Annotated in this window: 14 protein-coding genes and 1 pseudogene; 3 read left to right on the top strand and 12 right to left on the bottom strand. The window is 71.7% G+C overall.

The features are described 5' to 3' along the window. Nucleotides 1-202: 202 nt before the first annotated feature. Nucleotides 203-562 (top strand): annotated as a pseudogene (locus tag E0504_RS54535) (DUF664 domain-containing protein); the annotation flags it as partial. Nucleotides 563-791: 229 nt separating this feature from the next. Continuing rightward, nucleotides 792-1,595 carry a polyphosphate kinase 2 gene (gene ppk2, locus E0504_RS36775; protein ID WP_112108268.1) on the top strand — a complete coding sequence of 268 codons (804 nt, stop codon included), beginning with the start codon at nucleotides 792-794 and terminating at the stop codon, nucleotides 1,593-1,595. Nucleotides 1,596-1,787: 192 nt separating this feature from the next. On the opposite strand, the gene E0504_RS36770 is transcribed toward ppk2, so the two are convergent. From E0504_RS36770 to E0504_RS36760, 3 genes are all read right to left on the bottom strand, one after another. Next, entirely contained in the window at nucleotides 1,788-3,761 is a 1,974-nt protein-coding gene (locus tag E0504_RS36770) for a chorismate-binding protein (RefSeq protein ID WP_112108269.1), read from the bottom strand. A gap of 250 nt (nucleotides 3,762-4,011) precedes the next feature. After that, entirely contained in the window at nucleotides 4,012-5,850 is a 1,839-nt protein-coding gene (locus E0504_RS36765; RefSeq protein WP_235014567.1) for an ABC transporter ATP-binding protein, read from the bottom strand. A gap of 291 nt (nucleotides 5,851-6,141) precedes the next feature. Beyond that, nucleotides 6,142-6,573, bottom strand: a complete 432-nt coding sequence (locus E0504_RS36760) for a PPOX class F420-dependent oxidoreductase (protein ID WP_071066984.1) — start codon at nucleotides 6,571-6,573, stop codon at nucleotides 6,142-6,144. Between the two features lie 329 nt (nucleotides 6,574-6,902). Between E0504_RS36760 and E0504_RS36755 the strand changes: the two genes are divergently transcribed. Beyond that, nucleotides 6,903-8,468 (top strand): alpha/beta hydrolase domain-containing protein, encoded by a 1,566-nt coding sequence (locus tag E0504_RS36755; RefSeq protein WP_112108271.1) that lies wholly within the window; start codon nucleotides 6,903-6,905, stop codon nucleotides 8,466-8,468. A gap of 95 nt (nucleotides 8,469-8,563) precedes the next feature. Here the strand turns inward: E0504_RS36755 and E0504_RS36750 are convergent, their stop codons facing one another. The 9 genes from E0504_RS36750 to E0504_RS36710 all read right to left on the bottom strand — a co-directional run bounded on the left by E0504_RS36750 (nucleotide 8,564) and on the right by E0504_RS36710 (nucleotide 18,203). Next, nucleotides 8,564-9,610 (bottom strand): hypothetical protein, encoded by a 1,047-nt coding sequence (locus E0504_RS36750; RefSeq protein WP_112108272.1) that lies wholly within the window; start codon nucleotides 9,608-9,610, stop codon nucleotides 8,564-8,566. A gap of 61 nt (nucleotides 9,611-9,671) precedes the next feature. Next, the gene (locus E0504_RS36745; RefSeq protein WP_112108273.1) at nucleotides 9,672-10,517 is read right to left on the bottom strand and encodes an ABC transporter ATP-binding protein; all 846 of its coding nucleotides are present in this window, start codon (nucleotides 10,515-10,517) and stop codon (nucleotides 9,672-9,674) included. Then, nucleotides 10,514-11,440, bottom strand: coding sequence for an ABC transporter permease (locus E0504_RS36740; protein WP_112108274.1), 927 nt, complete (start codon nucleotides 11,438-11,440; stop codon nucleotides 10,514-10,516). Before E0504_RS36740 ends, E0504_RS36745 begins: the two co-directional genes overlap by 4 nt. Continuing rightward, nucleotides 11,437-12,501 (bottom strand): ABC transporter substrate-binding protein, encoded by a 1,065-nt coding sequence (locus E0504_RS36735; RefSeq protein WP_243657786.1) that lies wholly within the window; start codon nucleotides 12,499-12,501, stop codon nucleotides 11,437-11,439. Before E0504_RS36735 ends, E0504_RS36740 begins: the two co-directional genes overlap by 4 nt. Before the next feature lie 270 nt (nucleotides 12,502-12,771). Beyond that, on the bottom strand, nucleotides 12,772-13,299 hold the full coding sequence (locus tag E0504_RS36730; protein WP_131626759.1) for a hypothetical protein: 528 nt from the start codon (nucleotides 13,297-13,299) through the stop codon (nucleotides 12,772-12,774). Next, the gene (locus tag E0504_RS36725) at nucleotides 13,296-14,003 is read right to left on the bottom strand and encodes an ABC transporter ATP-binding protein (RefSeq protein ID WP_020461396.1); all 708 of its coding nucleotides are present in this window, start codon (nucleotides 14,001-14,003) and stop codon (nucleotides 13,296-13,298) included. Before E0504_RS36725 ends, E0504_RS36730 begins: the two co-directional genes overlap by 4 nt. Continuing rightward, nucleotides 14,000-14,713: an ABC transporter ATP-binding protein gene (locus tag E0504_RS36720; RefSeq protein WP_071066977.1), complete on the bottom strand. Its 714-nt coding sequence runs from the start codon at nucleotides 14,711-14,713 to the stop codon at nucleotides 14,000-14,002. Before E0504_RS36720 ends, E0504_RS36725 begins: the two co-directional genes overlap by 4 nt. Then, on the bottom strand, nucleotides 14,694-16,808 hold the full coding sequence (locus tag E0504_RS36715) for an ABC transporter permease (RefSeq protein WP_112108277.1): 2,115 nt from the start codon (nucleotides 16,806-16,808) through the stop codon (nucleotides 14,694-14,696). The genes E0504_RS36720 and E0504_RS36715 overlap by 20 nt, the downstream gene beginning before the upstream one ends. Beyond that, entirely contained in the window at nucleotides 16,809-18,203 is a 1,395-nt protein-coding gene (locus E0504_RS36710) for an ABC transporter substrate-binding protein (RefSeq protein WP_112108278.1), read from the bottom strand. Nucleotides 18,204-18,254: the final 51 nt, after the last annotated feature.

Here is an 18,254-nt window from a genome sequence, read left to right as displayed (position 1 = left end):
CTCTCCCGGCGAGTTCCGGCGACGTTGGCAGGCCTCCGGGCCGGCGAAAGGTTGCTGTTGCCAATTTGCGTGCCACGCACGTGACCGGACCGCAAAGGCGCCCGTTCCCGGGGCCGACACGATCGACCGGACAGAGTTGGCAGGGAGATCAGTTCGGCCCGGTTGTGGCCCCGGCGCCGGTCGGCGCGGCCGCCGGCCGGCTGTGGGACGCGGTGACCGCCTGGGCCGGGCTTCCCCACCTCTACCGAGCTGCAACGGCCGAAGTCCGCCGCGGAACAGGGGCACATCGCGACCGTGTTCGAGCCCTACGCCCGCGCCCGAGCCCACGACCTGCCGACCGCGGCGCGCGAAGGAACGGTTGGTGGCTGACGAACCGGAGCCGCCCGCCAGGGCTCGCCTCACCTACCTCCAGGACGAACGGGAGCTGCTCGACGGCTGGCTCGAGTTCCACCGGTCGACCCTGTTGGCGAAGTGCGACGGGCTGAGCGACGACCTGCGCAGAGCCAGGCCGGTGGTCACGTCGCCGCTGTCCCTGCACGGCCTGCTCTGCCACCTGGCGGAGACCGAGCGGAACTGGTTCAGCCGGATCCTGGAGGCGAAGCCCGACCTGGGACGGATCTGGTACGACCCGGCGGTCGCGGGCAGTCCGCATCCGGGAGTAGGCCCGGCACAACGGCCACGCGGACATGATCCGAGAGCTCCTCGACAGCACCGTAGGTCTCTGACCGCCTCTGGTAACCGCCCGGGTACGGGCGTTGACAGGCCGGGCGCCGCGGCCGACAGTTGCCGCTATGCCCGCCGACGTGACCCCGGAGCGCCTGTCGAGAACGGCCTACGACAAGGAGCTGGCCCGGCTGCAGACCGAGCTGGTGCGAATGCAGGAATGGATCGTCCACTCCGGGCGGCGGGTCGCCGTCATCATGGAGGGCCGGGACACCGCCGGCAAGGGCGGCGTCATCAAACGCATCACCGAACGTCTCAACCCCCGCCATTTCCGGGTCGTCGCCCTCGGCACGCCGACCGAGCGGGAACGCACCCAATGGTACTTCCAGCGTTACATCACCCATCTGCCGGCGGGCGGCGAGATCGTGTTCTTCGACCGGAGCTGGTACAACCGCGCCGGGGTGGAACGGGTGATGGGATTCTGCACCGACGAGGAATACGAGGAGTTCCTGCGGACGTGCCCCCAGCTGGAGCGCGCGCTGGTCCGGTCGGGGCTGACCCTGGTCAAGTACTGGCTCTCGCTGAGCGACGCCGAGCAGGAGCGCCGGTTCGCGGACCGGATCAAGAACCCGGAGAAGCGCTGGAAGCTCTCCGACATGGACCTGCAGGCCCGTGCCCACTGGGTCGACTACGCCGAGGCCAAGGACGAGATGTTCGCCTACACCGACATCCGGCAGGCCCCGTGGTACGTGGTCGACGCGGACGACAAGCGCAGCGCCCGGCTGAACCTGATCAGCCACCTGCTGTCGACGGTGCCCTACGAGGCCCTCCCGTACCCCGCCGTCGACCTGCCGCCCCGCCAGGACCGGGCCTACAAGCGCCCGCCGATCGACAGCCAGACCTGGATCCCCCGCCGCTACGTCGTCGAGTAACCAGCCCGACCCGATCGCGGGACGAACCGAAATCCGGGCCCGGGCCCCGGGGCCGGGGTCACAAATAGAACTGCTCGTCGTTTAGTGTCCTTCTCGCTGTTTCGAGGGTGAATCGGGCCGGATCCGATTCTGAAACGGCGAGAAGGACGTCAAAAGGGCGAGTAGACGATGTGGCGTGTGACGGGCGCGCGATCAGGCCAGGCGCACGGGAACGAGCAGCAGATCCGTCAGCAGGTCGCGCAGAACCTCGTGGCCGTCCAGGCTGAGCACCGACTCCGGGTGGAACTGGAGCCCGGCGAAGGTCGGCCCACGCAACGCGTGCACCGCCTCGTCCCGCCGGTCGTCCGAATTGCCGGCGAGGTCCCGAACGCCCGCGGGGTCGCGGGCGAGTTGGACCACACCGTGGGGGGTGAGGATCTCGTCCTGGTCGAACTCCGCGGTGAACGTGGAGTAGAAACCGACCCGGCGCCGGTGGCCGAACAGGTCGATCTCGCGGGCCAGCCCCTGGTAGGTGGCCTCCCGGCGGCGCAGGCGCAGCCCGAGCAGGCCGGCGAGGAGCTGGTGGCCCAGGCAGATCGCGAGCATCGGCCGCCGCCGTGCCAGCAGGTCGGCCACGACACCGCGCATCGCTGCCATCCGGGGGTCGGCACGCACTGTTGGATCTCCCGGGCCGGGGCCGGGCACCACCAGATCGAATCGGGCGGTGTCCCCGGCCGAGTGCCACGGCCGCACGGTGACCGTCAGGCCGAGTGCGCGCAGCTGGTGGGCGAGCATCCCCGTGAAGGTGTCCTCGCCGTCGACGACGAGCGCCGACCTGCCGGCCAGCCCGGGGGCCGGGTTCGGCGCCGGGGCGCGTTCCGCCATCCAGAACCGGGCCAGGCCGAGGTTGCGGCCGGCGAGCACGGCGGCGATCTCCGGATCGGCTCCCAGCGGGACGCCCGCGCCGACGGGGTCAGCCACGTCCCTGACGGCGCCCGGGGCCGGGGCCGCGCCGGTGGCGGGCGGGCGCAGGCCCAGGGCGGCGAGCATCCCGGCGGCCTTGGTGTGTGTCTCCGCCGTCTCGCCGGCCGGGGTGGAGTGGCGGACGAGGGTCGCGCCGACCGGCACGCGCAGGTCGCCGCCGGGCGAGATCTCCGCGGTCCGGATCAGGATCGGCGCGTCGAGGGTCTGCGCGCCCGCCTCGTCCCGGCCGAGCAGGGCGAGCACGCCGGCGTAGTAACGCCGCCCGCGGCCCTCGTGCCGGGCGATCACCCGGAACGCGTTCTCCAGCGGGCTGCCGGTGACGGTCGGGGCGAACATCGTCTCGCGCAGTACCTCCCGGACGTCGAGGCAGCCCCGTCCGGCCAGCAGGTACTCGGTGTGGACGAGGTGCGACATCTCCTTGAGGTACGGCCCGAGCACCTGCCCGCCGTGCTCGGCGACCCGGGCCATCATCTTCAGCTCCTCGTCGAGCACCATGAACAGCTCGTCGATCTCCTTGCGGTCGGACAGGAACCGCAGCAGGGCGCCGCGGTCGGGCCCGGAGGCCGGCAGCCGGTGGGTGCCGGAGATCGGGTTCATCCGCACCAGCCCGGCGTCGACGCTGACGTGGCGTTCCGGGGTGGCCCCGACCAGGATGCGCGTTCCGGTGTGGACGAGGAACGTCCAGTAGGCGCCCCGTTCGCCGGTGAGCAGGCGGCGCAGCGCGGTGAGCGCGGCGGTCAGCGGCGGGCCCGCGATCGAGGCGGTGTAGGTGCGGTGGATGACGAAGTTCGCGCCCTCCCCGCGACCGATCTCGTCGCGGAGCACCTCGCCCACGATCTCGGCGTAACGCTCGTCACCGATGTCGAACCGCCCGCCGGTGGCGGTCACGGCACCCGCCGGCAGAGCCGCAAGGGCGGCCGGCAGCGGCACCCGCTCGTGCCCGTTGACCCGCAGGCACTCCAGCGGGGCGCCGTCGTCGACGCAGGCGAAGCCGCGTTCGACGATCTGCCGGAACGGCACGAGCGCCAGCGTGCGCGGCCCGGCCGGCCCCGGTGGCAGCGGGATGTCGGCCAGCCGGGAGGCGACCTCGACGTCCCCGGTGAGGACGTCGAGATGATCGGCGCCTTCGCGGCGGAGCAGCGCGAACGGGCCGGGGTCCCGGCCCGCGGTGAGCGCGCCGAGCAGGTGGCGGAGCAGTTCCATGGTCGTTTCCTTGGTCGCCGGGCGGTCGCCTGGACTCGGCGATCAGCCCTGCCCCGGGATGGGAAACAACGGCGGCCGCCGGGCAGGGCGGCCGCGGGAGAGATCTACGCGCGGTGGGAGTGGGCCGCCACTGTGACGGGCCACCAGAAGTTCATCCGCGCGAGCATGCGGGGCATGCTAGCCGACGGCGCGGACCCGCGCTCCGCGGTACCACCGCCGAGCGACTGGCGTCCGCGCGCCCACCGGGCCGTCAGGGCATTGGCGCCGCCGGATCCGGCAGGTCGACGAACTGTCGTGCCTGCAGGTTGAACAGCTCCTGGTAGATGCCGGGCCGCGTCATCAGCTCGGCGTGCGTGCCGTTGTCGACGACCAGGCCCTCGTCGAGGACGTAGATGCGGTCGGCGGTGCGCACGCTGGCCAGCCGGTGGGTGATCAGCAGGACCACCCTGTCCCGCCCCTGCTCGCGGATCAGGTCGAAGAGCGCCTGCTCGGCGCGGGCGTCGAGGGCCGCGGACGGCTCGTCCGCGATGAGGAACGGGGCGTCCCGGTAGACCGCCCGCGCGCAGGCGATCCGCTGCCACTGCCCGCCGGAGAGGTCGTGCCCCGAGTTGTACTGCCGGGCCAGCGAGGTGTCGTAGCCGTACGGCAGCTTCTCGATCACCTCGGCCGCGCCGGTGGCCGTCGCGGCCGGGATCACGCTGTCCGGGCCGTCCGCCGCGAGCCGGTCGATGTTCCCGACGGCGATGTTGAGCCGGGCCGACATCGGCCACTGTGTGTACTGCTGCGGGATCAGACCGACCCGTGCCCGGACGCTGTCCGGGTCGACCTGGGCCAGGTCGACCCCGTCCCAGCTGACCGTCCCCTCGTCCGGTTCGTACAGGCCCGCGAGGATCTTCGCGAGGGTGGACTTGCCGCTGCCGTTGGCGCCGACGAACGCGACGACCTGGCCGCGCCGCAGCTCGACGGTGACCCCGCGCAGCGCCGGGGTGTCGGTGTGCGGGTAGGTGTAGGTGGCGGCGTCGACCCGGACGACCGCCGGTTCGGCCGGCGCCATGTCGCCGCGTGGCGCCGGTACCCGGCGGGCCGCCTCCGCGATCCACGACCGGTACTCCCCGAAGTACAGGAAGTTCTCGAAGGCGCTGTTCAGGCTGTCGAGCGCCGAGGACAGCGCGCCTCGCCCGTTCCGGATGGCCAGGACCGCCGTGCCCGCGGCGGCGAGCGGCATGATCTCGGCGTTGAGCAGGAGGACCAGCGTCACGTACACGGCCCCCAGCGCGAGTCCGGACACGACCTCCCCGGTCAGCCGGTACAGCGCCTGGCCCCGGGCGACGCGCACCTGCTCGGCCTCGTTCTCCCGGGCCAGCGCGATGTACTCGTCCAGCAGGAAGCGGTTCAGGCCGAACGAGCGGATCTCCGCGGAGCAGTCCCGGTCGGTCATGTGGTTGCGCAGCATGAACTGACGCCGGATCTTGCGGATGCGCCCGAGCCAGGAGGCGTGCGCCAGCCGCGCCGAACGCGCCGTCGCCCAGCCGTCCGGCAGAATCGAGAGCACCAGCAGCGGCAGCAGGAGCGGGTGCAACACACCCAGGACGCTGCCGGCGGCGACCATCTGCACCCCCGAGGTGAACACGTTGACCGCGTTGTCGACGAGCTGACGCCCGCTGGCGGCACCCCGCTCGGCCGCATCAAGATCGTCGACGAACCGGGGGTCGTCGAAGGACATCACGGACGTCCGGGTGGCCAGGTCGAGTAGCCGCACGATCGAGACGCGGTCGACCCTGGGCCCGAAGCGGCTCTGCAGGAGGCTGGTGACCAGGGAGATCGCCGTCCGGACGACGCCGGCGCCGACGACGAGGACCAGCGCGGGAATCGCGTCGTGCAGCCGCTGCGGGGTCGGACCCTCGCTGAGCACCGCCGTCAGCGCGCCGGCGACGGCGAGCAGGCCGGCGGCCTCGACCAACCCGGACAGAACTCGCAGGCCGACCATGGTGACCAGGCCGATCCGGTCGGCCTCCCAGGCCAGTGACCAGGCCAGCCGGAGCAGCCCTGGCAGCCGCCGGGTCATCGCGAGCACGCCGGTCCGTTCCATTGTCCGGTCGTGCCGGCTCCATGGGCGTGGGGTGTCGTCGTCCTCCCTTCCATAGGTCAGTACCGGGTCACGTGCCTGCTCCGGTGCGCCGGTCCCCGGATCGGGCCCCTCGGGCGGTCGGGATCGGGCCTCTCGCTGCGCCGGAACGAGACTGATGGCGTCGGGATCTCGGTCCACCGGCACAGCCTGAGCGGCGAGGCGGCGATCCGCCCCGCCTTTGAAGGGGATTTGCTGTCTGGGTGATCAGGGTCCGTTCCCGCCCCAGTGGACGGCCGGCCTGTGCGACGGGAGTCAGCCGAGGTGTTGCCCGTACAGGTGAGCCACTGCCATCGCCATGAGCACCCTGCGCTCGGTCACCATGACCGCGCGGTACTCGTGCCAGTCCGGGTGCTCGCCGGCGGCGGCCCGGTAGTAGTCGACCAGGGCCTCGACCTCGGGGCCGTGTGGGTCCGCTCCCGGCCCGGTGAGGGTGACCGGGCCCTCCACGGTCGCCCACGACCGGCCGTCGGGGCTGGTGACCTCCAGCGCCGCCCAGGGCTTGCGGCGCAGGTTCGCCGTCTTGGCCCGGCCCTCCGTCATCGACACGTAGAGCACACCGGACTGCTCCTCGTAGAACGGCAGGACGGGCGACAGCTGCGGACGGCCGTCCGATCTGATCGTGGCCAGGACACCGAGCCGGCTCTGCGCGAGCAGCGCGTGCGGGTCGAACGGTGAGTCGGTCATGTCCTGACCAAACCGCGACCGGAGGTTCTCTGTTCCAGGCGAATCAGGCGCCGAGCGCGGTCATCTTCTCGTGCGCTGTGACGTCCGGCTCTTCGACAACTCCGACGACGGTTTCGACCTGTGGGCCTTCGCCAGCCCGTGTCATTCTCCGCGCTGAAGGCGAGCCTTTCTGCGAGCAACGGAAAGCCCGCGACCATCGGCGGCAGAACGGACGCCGTCGGGAACTGGCACCTCGGTGCCAGCCATCGGGTGAGCCTGGCACCTCAGATCAGGTTGGCGCGAGAATGACCATCTCCCATCTCAAGACGGAAAATCGGTGGAGGTTTCACATGCCCTTTCCACGATTACCGGGCAGGCGCGTCACCGCGCTGCTCGCCGCGGCGGCCTGCACGTCCGCGGTGCTCGCGGTCTGCGGCCCGGCCGCGACCGCGGCGCCCGGGGCGGGCGCCGGAGCGGGCGCCGGAGCGGGCGCCGTCGCGTCCCCGACGATCACCGAGCCGGCGGCTGGTAGCCACGGCTTCCCGTTCCAGGCGGAGGACCCGGCGCTCCTCGCCGCCAGGGGCTACGTGGAGCGGGAGTTCCTGTTCGGCGGCACGGCCACCGCCTACAACAGGAACGGCACATTCGGCTCGGATGGCAGATGGCAGGTGACACCGGGCACGCAGGCCCCCTACCAGAGCAGGATGCTGGTCCGTTATCCGTCGGACCCGGCGAAGTTCAACGGGACCGTCCTGGTCGAGTGGTTCAACGTCAGCGGCGGCATCGACGCGCAGGTGGACTGGACAACCATGCGCGACGAGATCCTGCGTTCCGGCTACGCCTACGTCGGCGTCTCCGCCCAGCAGCTCGGCGTCAACGCGACGGGAGCCTACCCCGGCCTCAAGGCCTGGGACCAGGCCCGGTACGGGACCCTCAGCCACCCCGGCGACCAGTACTCGTACGACATCTTCTCGCAGGCGGCGCAGGCGTTGCGCACTCCGAACGGACCGAATCCGCTCGGGAAACTCAAGTTCACGAAGCTGCTCGGCGTGGGTGAGTCGCAGTCCGCGATGCGCCTGACGACCTATGTCAACGCGGTGGCTCCGGTGGCCCGGGCGTACGACGGGTATCTCATCCACAGCAACATGGCGGCACCGCCCCCGCTGAACGCCGACCCGTCGGAGACGATGCCCAATCCGACCCTCATCCGTACCGATCTGAGGGTGCCGACCTTCGTCGTGCTGACCGAGACCGACATGACGCTCCATGTGACCGCCCGGCAGCCGGACTCGGCGACCGTGCACACCTGGGAGCTCGCCGGCACCTCCCATGCCGACCAGTGGCTCCTCACCACCGGGCAGCCCGTGTACGAGCGCATGTTCGGCAAGCCCGTTCCGCCTCGCGACTGCGGGGCCAATACACCGCCCATCAACGACGGCCCGGCGCACTACTCTCTGAACGCCGCCCTGTCGGCCGTGAACCGGTGGATGCGGGGCGGGCCCGCGCCGGCCACCGGCACGACCCTCAGCATGCAGGGCAACACGCCGGTCCGCGACCCGGCCACCGGGCTGGCCCGCGGTGGCATCCGGCTTCCGGACGTCGCGGTGCCCACCAGGACCCTGACCGGACAGCGCTTCGCCGAGGGTGCCGCAGCCCTGTTCTGCGGCCTGTTCGGCGCGACCGACCCGTGGAACGGCGACGCCGACCCCTGGGACACGCACAACGCGGGCGACCCGTCCAACCCGACCGCGCCGCAGACCGCGGAGCCGGTGCTTCGCCAGCTCTACCCGACCCACGCCGACTACGTGAACAAGGTGCGGGCGTCCGCGTGGACGTCGGTGTTCCGCGGGTTCCTGACACCCGCGGACGCCAGGACCATCGTCACCGCGGCTCAGAACTCCACTGTCGGCGGCTGACCGAGCCAGCGACAATCAGAAGCCCGACCTGCGGGCCGCCTCCGGCGCCGTCGACTCCCGGCCGGACCCGGGCTCGGCGCCGGAGGTGGCCGCGGTCACCGGGCGACCGTGTCGCTCACGCTGGAGCGTTCCATCATGCCGTTCGCGGTCTCGCCGTCCCAGGTGTAGCGGGCGATGGCCTGCTGCAGGTTCAGGCGCTGGGAGCCGATGTCCGCGCCCATCACCGCGAAGGTCGACAGGAGCGACTCGCCGTGGATCGTCGTCGTCCGGCCGTCCTCGGTCTCGAGGGTGACGGAGACATCCTCGCCGGTGGGCCGCAGCTCACGCAGCCAGGGCGCGTCCACGACGCGGGCCGGGATGAGCGCACCGTCGCCCTCGAAGAGGAAGCCCTCGTTGAAGGTCGCCTTGCCGTCGGCGCGCGGCGGGTAGAGGCACAGACCGAACGCGCGCCCGCTCGGGAACAGCGCCGACTGCCAGACGTGCCCGCGGAAGGTGGCGAGCCGGCGAACGCCCGCGCGGCGGATCCGCAGGCCACCGCCGTCGAGCTCGTGGACCTCGTCGTCGACCTGCAGGCTGCCGGTCACCCGGGAGAGCTGCTCGAAGCGGGGGCCGCCCATCAGGTCGCCCTCCTCCTGGGTGGCGAGGACCCGGCCGGCCTCCTCGAGGAGCGTGCCGCCCTCCCACGGCGGCACCGCGGACCTGATGTCCAGCTCGAGGCGCACCTCGACGGTCGGCCCGCCGGTGACGCCGCGCTTCCAGCCGCCGATCTGGCCTTCGGCGGAGGTCACCACCGCGGGGCCCTCCAGGTGCATCTTCCAGTGCCGATAGGGCTCGACCAGCTCGAAGGACAGCGGCCCCGCGCCCAGGACGCGGGCCTTCCCGTCCGCGCCCAGCGGGTCGTGCACCTTCCTGGGGCCGTACATGTTGAGCACCCGGCCGCCGGCGAACGCGATGTTCACCTGGATGTCGTGGGTGTCCCACTGGTCCGCGGCGGCCTCGATGCCGATTCGGGGTAATCCGAACTCGACGCCGTCGTCCCACACCCACGCGTTGACCGACTCGCGCATGTCCGGGTTGTCGGGCTGGGCGGGGAACACGTACTCGCGGTCGTCGCTCAGACCGCCGGTCAGGTCGATCGCCATGGTGTCTCCTCCACATCTCGGTCGGCCGGGCGCCCACGCGCCCGCGCCGCGGAACAGGTAGTCAGGTAGTAAAGCCCGGGGTCTCCCGGGCATCCACAGGCTTGCCGTTCTCGGTCGTGCCGGGGATCGGGCCCTCGGCCTGCCGCGACTCGTGGACGCCCAGCTCCTCGAGCAGCAGGCGGCGGGCCTGTGCGAAGCCCGGGTCGCCCACGGCGCGCGGGCGGGGCAGGCCGATCGGCCGGTCGAGCGAGATCCGGCCGTCGGTCAGCACGACGGCGCGGTCGGCGAGGACGACGGCCTCGTCGACGTCGTGGGTCACCAGGAGCACGGCCGGCCGGTGCCGGGCGCAGAGCTCGCCGATGAGCTCGCGCATCCTGATCCGGGTGAGCGCGTCGAGCGCGGCGAACGGTTCGTCGAGCAGGAGCAGCCGCGGCTCGCGCACCAGCGCCCGGGCCAGGGCGACCCGCTGGGCCTGGCCGCCGGAGAGCGTGGACGGCCAGGCGTCCGCCCATTCGGCCAGCCCGACCTCGGCGAGGGCGGCGCGGGCCGCCTCGCGCGCGCCGCGGCCACCCCGCTGCCCGACGACGACGTTGCGCCAGACCTTCTGCGACGGCACCAGCCGGGGCTCCTGGAAGACGACGGTGCGGGTGGGCGGCACCCAGACCGCGCCGTCGTCGGCGGCCTCGAGGCCGGCGAGGATGCGCAGCAGTGTGGTCTTGCCGCTGCCACTGGCACCGAGCAGCGCCACGAACTCGCCGGCGTGGATGGCGAGATCCACCCCGTCGAGCACCGGGCGTTCGAAGGTCTTACGGGCCGCCCGGACCTGTACGGCCAGCTCACCGCCGGCCTGCGCGCCGGTGCCCGGGCGTGGCGGCGCCGCCGGGCCCGCGCTCGTCGAGCGGCTCATCGGACGGCCAGGCCGCGGTGCCACGGCATCAGCAGGCGTTCGAGCACCCGGACCACCAGGTCCGACAGGAGCCCGAGCACGGCGTAGATGGCCAGCACCACCACCAGGACGTCGACCTGCTGCATCGACTGCGCCTGGTACATGAGGTAGCCGAGGCCGGCGCTGGAGTTGATCTGCTCGGCGGCGATGAGCGCGAGGACGGAGATCCCGAGGCAGTACCGCAGCCCGGTGAGGATCGACGGCAGCGCCAGCGGAATGATCACTGTGAGCACGAGCCGGGCCCCGCGCAGGCCGAACACCTCCATGGCCTCGATGACCCGGCGGTCCACGTTGCGGACGCCGTTGTAGGTGTTCAGGTACATCGGGAACAGCGTGGCGAGCGAGATCAGCAGCACCTTCGGCAGGTCGCCGATGCCGAGCCAGACGATGAACAGCGGCACGACCGCGAGGAAGGGAATGGTCCGCAGCATCTGCAGCACCGCGTCGAGCAGCTCCTCGCCGATCCGCCACAGGCCGGCGACGACACCGAACAGCAAACCGGCCGCCGCCCCGAACAGCGCCCCCCGCAGGGCCAGGCCGAGCGACACCGACACCTGGTGGAACAGCTCGTCCTCGCGCACCAGGTCACCGAAGGTCTCGACCATCCGCGGGGGTGAGACGAGAACGTCGGACGAGATCCAGCCCGCCTCGGTGCCCCACCACCACAGGCCGAACAGGATGAGGGGCAGCAGAGCGCGCAGCGCCAGTGACGCCCCGCGCCCGTGCGTGTGCCGCCGTGACGCCCGCGGGCGGACGAGGCCGGGCGCCGGCGGCAGGTCCGCCCCGGCGCCCGGAGCGGCGGCCGCCCCGGCCAGCCCAGGCCCCCCGCCGGCCAGGTCGGGCGCCCCGGCGCGGGACGCGCCCGAGGGCAGCAGGTCGGTCATGACGGACCAGGCCGGCCCTGGGCCACCGCGTTGATGATCGGGTTGTAACGGTCGTCGAAGACCGTCGACGTGTCGATCTTCGCCTTCAGCACGCCCTGATCGGCGAAGAAGTCCGCCTCGCGCTGGTGGGCGTCGGTGACCGTCCTGTCGATCGGCACGTAGCGCAGGGGCGCGAGGTCGATGAGGGCGCGGGCGACGGTGTCGTCCACCTTGTAGGTGGGCTTCACGATCGCGATGGCGGCGTCCGGGTGGGCGTTGTACCAGTCCTGCGCCTGCGCGAGCCGGCCGAGGAAGTCGCCGATGGCGTCGCTGAGCCCGGCGTCGGAGAGAGCGCCGTTCCGTGCGACCAGGTAGTTGACTCCGGGCAGCACACCCGTGCCGGTCATGAGGACCCGGTCGGTGCCCTTCGCCAGCATCATCGCCAGGGGCGGTCCCCCGCTGGCGATGACGTCGATGTCGCCGCGGTCGTAGGCGGCCTGCGCGCCCTGCTGGAGGTTCACCAGTTTCACGTCGTCGGTCGTGAGGCCGCCCTTCTCCAGCGCCTTCGCGACCAGGTACTGCGACACCGTGCCCTGGCTGTTGAGGATCGTCGCGCCCCGCAGGTCCGCGACGGACCGGATCGGCGAGTCCTTCTTCACGACCAGCGCGAAGTTCGACTTCGCCGGGTCGACGATCCGGGCGGCCCCGACGACCGTCACCGGGCTGTGCGCGGCCTGCGCGAACACCACCGGGGTCTCGCCCATCACCCCGAGGTCGACGTCCCCGCCGGTCTGCGCCGCGATCACCGTGGGGCCACCGCCCTGGAACTGGCTCCACTCGATCTTGTAGGGCGTGTCCTCCAGCTCGCCGGAGGCTTCCAGCACGGAGCGGACCCCGTTGACCTGGTCACCGAAACGCAGCGTGACGCCGGAGAGGTCGTTCGCCGCCGCCGCGGCCGTACCCGGCGCCGGCGCCAGCGCCGGGTCGCTCCCGCCGCAGGCCGCCGCGAGCAACCCGGCCAGGGCGAGGGGAACAACCACCAGCAGCCGTCGGGACCGGCGTCCGGTCGGACGGCCGATCATGAGGACTCGTAGCGGAACGGACGGCGCGGGCGTAGCGTCACGGCCTGCGGGCAGTCGGCCCTCATCCCCCACGTGACCCCCTCGGCACCGGCTACACGAGCGCGCACCATTTCCCCCATCTCCGGTCGGGAAGCTTTGACGGCAGGATGATGTCATGAATACGGGTGGGTCCGCAATGGCGGAAGGCCTGGCCAGACGGCTCCGGGAACGCGAAAAGGCTTGCGGCCAACGAGGATGTCGTTGGCCGCAAGCCTTTTCAGGACCGCCAGGTCAGGTCGAGACGGACTCCTTCGTCGCCGGCTCCGCAGCCGGCGCCGCCGTCTCGGAGGCCGCCGCCTCGGGCGTCTCCGCCGCCGCCTCGGGCGTCTCCGCCGGCGCCTCGGCGGCGGCGGGCTCGGCCGCCGAGCTGGCGACCGCACCGTTCGCGGCCGCCGCGGCCGCCGGGCCGGTGACGGCCTCGACCCCGGCCAGCCGGTCGCCGAGCTGGGCGAGGTCGTAGGACTGGCGGGCCATCCAGAACCGGAGGAAGCCGGTCAGGGAGTAACGCAGGAACAGCGCCGCCCCCACCACGCTCGCGACCACGCCGCCCAGGCCGAGCGCGAGGGCGTCGCGCTGGACGAGCGGGTCCCGGGTGCCGTGCGACATCGCGTACGCCGTCACGCCGAGAGCGGCGCCGACCACCAGTAACGCCACCCCGAGCCGTACCCACAGCTGAGGCCGGCCGGCCGCCGGATCGGGGATCTTCAACTCCCCGAGCTCGCGGACGAAGCGGTCCGCGCGCGCGTCAGTGGACGTCATGTGGAACTCCCCAGATAGAGGGCGGATAGTTCGGCGCGCAACTCGCTGTCAGGGGCGCCCTGGCGTTCGACCCGTCCACGCACCAGTACCGCCGCGTGGTCGGCGATACCGAGAACCGCGGCGGCGAACTGCTCCACCACCAGGACGGCGACGCCCTGCTGGGCGATCTCGGCCACCTGCTCGTAGAGACGGGCGACCACCAGCGGGGCCAGCCCCATGGACAGCTCGTCGAGGAGCAGGACGGCGGGGTCGGTGGCCAGCCCGCGGGCGAGGGCGAGCATCTGCTGCTCCCCGCCCGACATGCTTCCCGCGGCCTGGTTGGCACGCTTCGCGAGGATGGGGAACCGCGCGAACGCGATCTCCTCGATCTGCTCCCGGGAACGACCGGTGAAGGTCATCATCAGGAGGTTGTCCCGGACGGACAGGTTGGGGAAAACCCCACGCCCCTCCGGGATGAGGCAGACCCCCGCGCGCGCCAGGTCGCGGGGGTTCGCTCCGGTCATGTCGCGCCCGCCCAGCAGCAGCCGGCCCGACTCGGCCCGGTGCGTGCCGGCCGCGACTTTCAGCGTGGTCGTCTTGCCCGCGCCGTTCGGCCCGAGCAGGGCGACCACCTGACCCGCCGCGACGCTCAGGCTCACGCCGTGCAGGACGGTGATCTTCCCGTAGGCGGCGCGGACGTCCCGCAGTTCCAGGAGAGGTGTCATGCCGCGTCTCCCAGGTAGGCGGCCAGGACGAGCTCGTCGCGCCGGATCTCCTCCGGAGAGCCGGCGGCGATGACCTTGCCCAGGTCGAGCACGTACAGGTCGTCGCACACGCTCATGACCAGATCCATGTCGTGTTCGACGATGACCACGGTGGTCCCGTCGGCGGCGAGCGAGCGCAGCAGGTCGGCGAAGCGCTCGGTCTCCTCGGCGTCCTGCCCGGCGGCGGGCTCGTCGAGCAGGAGGAGCTTCGGCCGGACCGTCAGCGCCCGGGCCACCTCCACCAGCCGGGCGACGCCCGTCGGCAGCGTGTCGGCGGAGGTGTCCGCGATGCCGGTCAGGCCGAGCCTGTCCAGTACCTCGGGGACCAGGGTCGCCGCCTTGCGGCGCTCCGGGCCCAGCTCCGCGGCGACGAGGAGGTTGTCGCGCACGCTCAGCCGGCCGAACAGCTCCAGCCGCTGGAACGTCCGGGCCAGCCCGTGCTTGCTGCGCCGTGACGGGCCCAGCCGGGTGACGTCGTGGCCGTCGATGAACACCTGCCCGGACGACGGCCGGCGCAGCCCGGAGATCACGTCGAACAGCGTGCTCTTGCCGGCCCCGTTGGGCCCGATCAGCCCGGTGACCCGCCCCTTCTCGGCCGCGATGGCGACGCCGTCGAGGGCGCGAACGCCCCCGAAGGCGACCGTCACGTTCTTAACCTCCAGCAATGCCACGGGCCAGCACCTCCTCGTCCTCGCGACGCCAGGCCCGGCGCACGCCCCACCATTCGACGGGGACGTCCGACTCGACGGGCTTCGCCTCCCGGACCTGCGCGTAGGTCTGGGCCGCGACGATCAGGACCAGCGCCAGGCTGAAGGTCAGCCAGCCGTCGAGCACGTCGCCGAGCTGGAGAACCCAGAGCACGACGAGCACGCCGATGAGCCCGGCCAGGACGGGCTTGTTCCGGCCGAGCGGCTCGGCGCCGGCGCGCATCTCGGGGACGGCACCGTCGGGGTTCCGCGCGAGCCCGAGCCCGGCGAGGCCGGGCAGCACCGAGGTGATGTTCTGCGCGAACGTCCCCGCTGCGGAGATCACGGGGAAAGATCCGCCCAGTGCGGCCCCCGAGAACAGGCCGTTGCCCACCGAGGTGAGGCCGCCGATCACGGCGATCAGGAACAGCGGCAGGCCGGCGACGAGACCGAACTGCTCGGCGGTGACCGACCGCTGCTGCATGCCGTACAGCGCCCCACCGAGGCCCGCGATGCCCGCGGACATCGCGAAGACCGCCACCTTGGACCGCAGCAGGTTGCCACCGAGGGTGGCGTAGGCCGCCTCGCTGTCCCGCAGCGCGATGAGCTGACGGCCGAACCTGCCACGACGCAGCCACGCCACCGCCAGGGTGGTGAGCGCGAGCCAGACCGCGGAGAACACCATCAGCTCGGAGCCACTGTCCAGATGCCAGCCGAACAGCGACGGCCCGGACACGTCGACCGTTCCCCCGTCGTACAGCGAGATCTTCGCCCCGAACAGGTCGAACGCGGGAAGGGTGAAGATCCACCGGTCGAGGATGACCGCGAAGGCCGCCGTACCCAGCGCCAGGTACACGCCGGAGAGCCGCAGTGCCGGCAGCGCGACCAGCGCACCGGCCGCCCCCGAGATCACCACGGTGGCCGCGAGCGCCCAGATCCCGCCGTCGGCGCCCATGTGCGCCCAGACCGCGGCGCCGATGCCGGCCATGCTGAGCTGGCACAGCGAGATCTGCCCGGCGTAACCCGCGAGCGGGACGTAGGACAGCGCGATCACACCGAACGAGAAGATCGTCCCGTAGGTGATCAGGTCGCCCTCGCCCAGGACCGAGGCCAGCACGACCCCGAACACCACGATCACCCCGGCGAACACGAGAGTCCCCCGGATCGACGGGACGGCGACCGGGCGGGCCTTCGTGTCCCGCCCGCGCAGCCGGCGGTGCGGGAAGACCAGCAGCGCCAGGAACAGCAGCAACGCGGGCGCCGCGAGCCGCAGCCCCGGCAGGTAGTCGTTGCTCGGGAGGTACCCGGTCAGGTAGCTCTCCAGGCACCCGACGACGACCGCGCCGAGGAAGGTCAGCGGCAGGCTGCGCAGCCGCCCGAAGATGGCCGCCGTGTAGGCGCTGACGATCAGCAGCGAGAGCTGGCCGGCGTCCAGGGAGACCGACGGCGCGATGAGGATGCCGCCGATCGCCGCCAGCTGGGTGCCGAGGATCCAGGCGACCTGGTTCGAGCGGACCGGGTTGGCGCCGGTGAGGCCCACCAGCGCCCGGTCGTCGACACTCGCCCGCATCTCCGCGCCGATGCGCGTCCCGTAGAGCAGGACGCGCAGGCCGACCGCGACCGCCACCGCGACGATCATCGTCAGGGCCTGGTGCCAGGTGATCGTGGCGGGCCCGATGTCGATCGCGCCCTGGTCAGCGAAGAAGGTCGGCAGCGACCGCGCCTCGTTCGGGTCCCAGATCCACCGGGCGACCGCGATGAGACCGCTCAGCATCGCGACCGTCATCACCAGGCGTTCGGCCTCGCCCAGGCCCTGGACCGGCCGGAGCACCACCCGTTCGACCAGGAGGCCGAAACCGGGCGCGAGCACGGCCAGCACCAGGACCAGCGCGATCGGTACCGGCAGCCCCCAGCCCTCGGTGAGCTGCCAGTACACGAACGCGGCCATCATGCCCGCGGCACCGTGCGCGAAGTTGAACACGCCGGTGGTGGTGTAGGTGAGCACCAGACCGCTGCCGATGATGGCGTAGATCGCGGCGGTGCTCAGCCCCACAATCCCGAAAGTGAACAGCTGTTCCATTTACTTGAGGTCGCTCAGGCTCTTGCCGACGCTGGCGAGGGTGAGCGGCGTGCCGTACGAGCCCGTGTACTTGACGGAAGGGGCATCGCAGCGGAACGCACCGGTGTCAGGCTCGAAGTCCGCGGGCTTCCAGCCGTCCGCGCTCGCCTGCACGACGTTGAAGCACTTCAGCGGCGCGTCGGCCTTGGTGATGTCGACCGAGGCCTGCAGGCCACCGGCAGTCCATTCGGTCTGCTCGCGCGCCGTGTCGTAGAGGCACTTGCGGGTGAGGTCGTCCCCGCACTCCTTGGCCGACTCCGCGAACAGCAGCCAGGACGAGAAGGCGCGCAGTGCCGGGAAGGTGACCTCCGCGTCGGGCGCGTACTCCTTGTAGAGGTCCAGGACCTTCTGGACGGCGGGGGCCTCGTCCGCCACCTCGAGAGGCGCGACCCCGCTGAGGTCGGCCAGGTTGTTCTGGGTGCTGATGGCGTCGCCGGCGAGCTCCACGAACGCGGATCCGTAGGCGTTGCTGTTGGCGTCGATCCAGTCGAGCTTGTAGTCGATCGACGACAGCACCTGCTCGAGCTTCGCGAGGCTGCGGAAGTCGCCCTGGAAGACCAGGCCCTTCACGCCCTTGCTCTTGAGCGCCTGGGCGTAGGGCGTCCAGTCCGAGACGCCGGCCGCCGGGTAGAGGTCGTTGTAGGCGACCGTCCCGCCGGCCTTCTGCACGGCCTCCACCGTCTGGTCCCCGATGACCTTGGTCACCGGGGAGTCACCGGCGATGATGCCGACCGCACCGGCGGAGGCCGGGTAGGCCTCCTTCAGCAGCCAGTTGAAGTAACCGGCGTAGCGGATGTAGGAGTGCCCGGCGCCGATCGCGTCGATCTGCAGGTCCGAGCCGATGTTCTCCGGCTGGCTCGTCTGCGCGGGGATGTCGGGGAGCAGGCACTTGAGGCGCTCTTCCACGCCGCCGGCGTCGAGCGCGCTGCCACCGCCGACGATCGCGAAGTCCTCGCGGCAGGACTCGATCATCCGCTGGCGGGTCTCGAAGATCTTCGAGTCCCGCAGGTTGTAGGCGATCTTGCGTCCGTTGATGCCGCCGGCCTCGTTGCACCAGGAGGTGAACACCTTGGCGGCGTCGTCGAACTCAGAGTTCTTGGTGAAGCCGACGTCACTGAAGACACCGACGCTGATCTCGCTCGCGGTCACGCCCTGAGCGGGCGCACCCTTCGGGTCGCCGGTGCCACAGACGTCCTTCAGGTCGCCGAAGTCACCCGCTGCGGCGGCCGTGGACCCCTGGGTGGCGGGAGTGTCCTCACTCCCTAATTCGCCGCCCGAGTCGCGGCCACATCCTGCGACGAAGACGGTCACCGCTGCGAGGGCAGCGACGGCCGCGACAGTTCTACGGGGTCTCACGGATCTCCTCCTCTTGCTATCCCGACCGGCCGCATCGCCTGGATGCGACCT

The organism is Parafrankia sp. BMG5.11 (assembly GCF_004337455.1).
The sequence above is the reverse complement of the archived record's forward strand: the minus strand, read 5'-3'. Positions and strand labels throughout refer to the sequence as shown.

Bases quoted from the DNA above. Each gene is read 5' to 3' on its own strand.
- ppk2 (WP_112108268.1), top strand. From the start codon at position 792: ATGCCCGCCGACGTGACCCCGGAGCGCCTGTCGAGAACGGCCTACGAC.
- E0504_RS36770 (WP_112108269.1), bottom strand. From the start codon at position 3,761: ATGGAACTGCTCCGCCACCTGCTCGGCGCGCTCACCGCGGGCCGGGAC.
- E0504_RS36765 (WP_235014567.1), bottom strand. From the start codon at position 5,850: ATGGAACGGACCGGCGTGCTCGCGATGACCCGGCGGCTGCCAGGGCTG.
- E0504_RS36760 (WP_071066984.1), bottom strand. From the start codon at position 6,573: ATGACCGACTCACCGTTCGACCCGCACGCGCTGCTCGCGCAGAGCCGG.
- E0504_RS36755 (WP_112108271.1), top strand. From the start codon at position 6,903: ATGCCCTTTCCACGATTACCGGGCAGGCGCGTCACCGCGCTGCTCGCC.
- E0504_RS36750 (WP_112108272.1), bottom strand. From the start codon at position 9,610: ATGGCGATCGACCTGACCGGCGGTCTGAGCGACGACCGCGAGTACGTG.
- E0504_RS36745 (WP_112108273.1), bottom strand. From the start codon at position 10,517: ATGAGCCGCTCGACGAGCGCGGGCCCGGCGGCGCCGCCACGCCCGGGC.
- E0504_RS36740 (WP_112108274.1), bottom strand. From the start codon at position 11,440: ATGACCGACCTGCTGCCCTCGGGCGCGTCCCGCGCCGGGGCGCCCGAC.
- E0504_RS36735 (WP_243657786.1), bottom strand. From the start codon at position 12,501: ATGATCGGCCGTCCGACCGGACGCCGGTCCCGACGGCTGCTGGTGGTT.
- E0504_RS36730 (WP_131626759.1), bottom strand. From the start codon at position 13,299: ATGACGTCCACTGACGCGCGCGCGGACCGCTTCGTCCGCGAGCTCGGG.
- E0504_RS36725 (WP_020461396.1), bottom strand. From the start codon at position 14,003: ATGACACCTCTCCTGGAACTGCGGGACGTCCGCGCCGCCTACGGGAAG.
- E0504_RS36715 (WP_112108277.1), bottom strand. From the start codon at position 16,808: ATGGAACAGCTGTTCACTTTCGGGATTGTGGGGCTGAGCACCGCCGCG.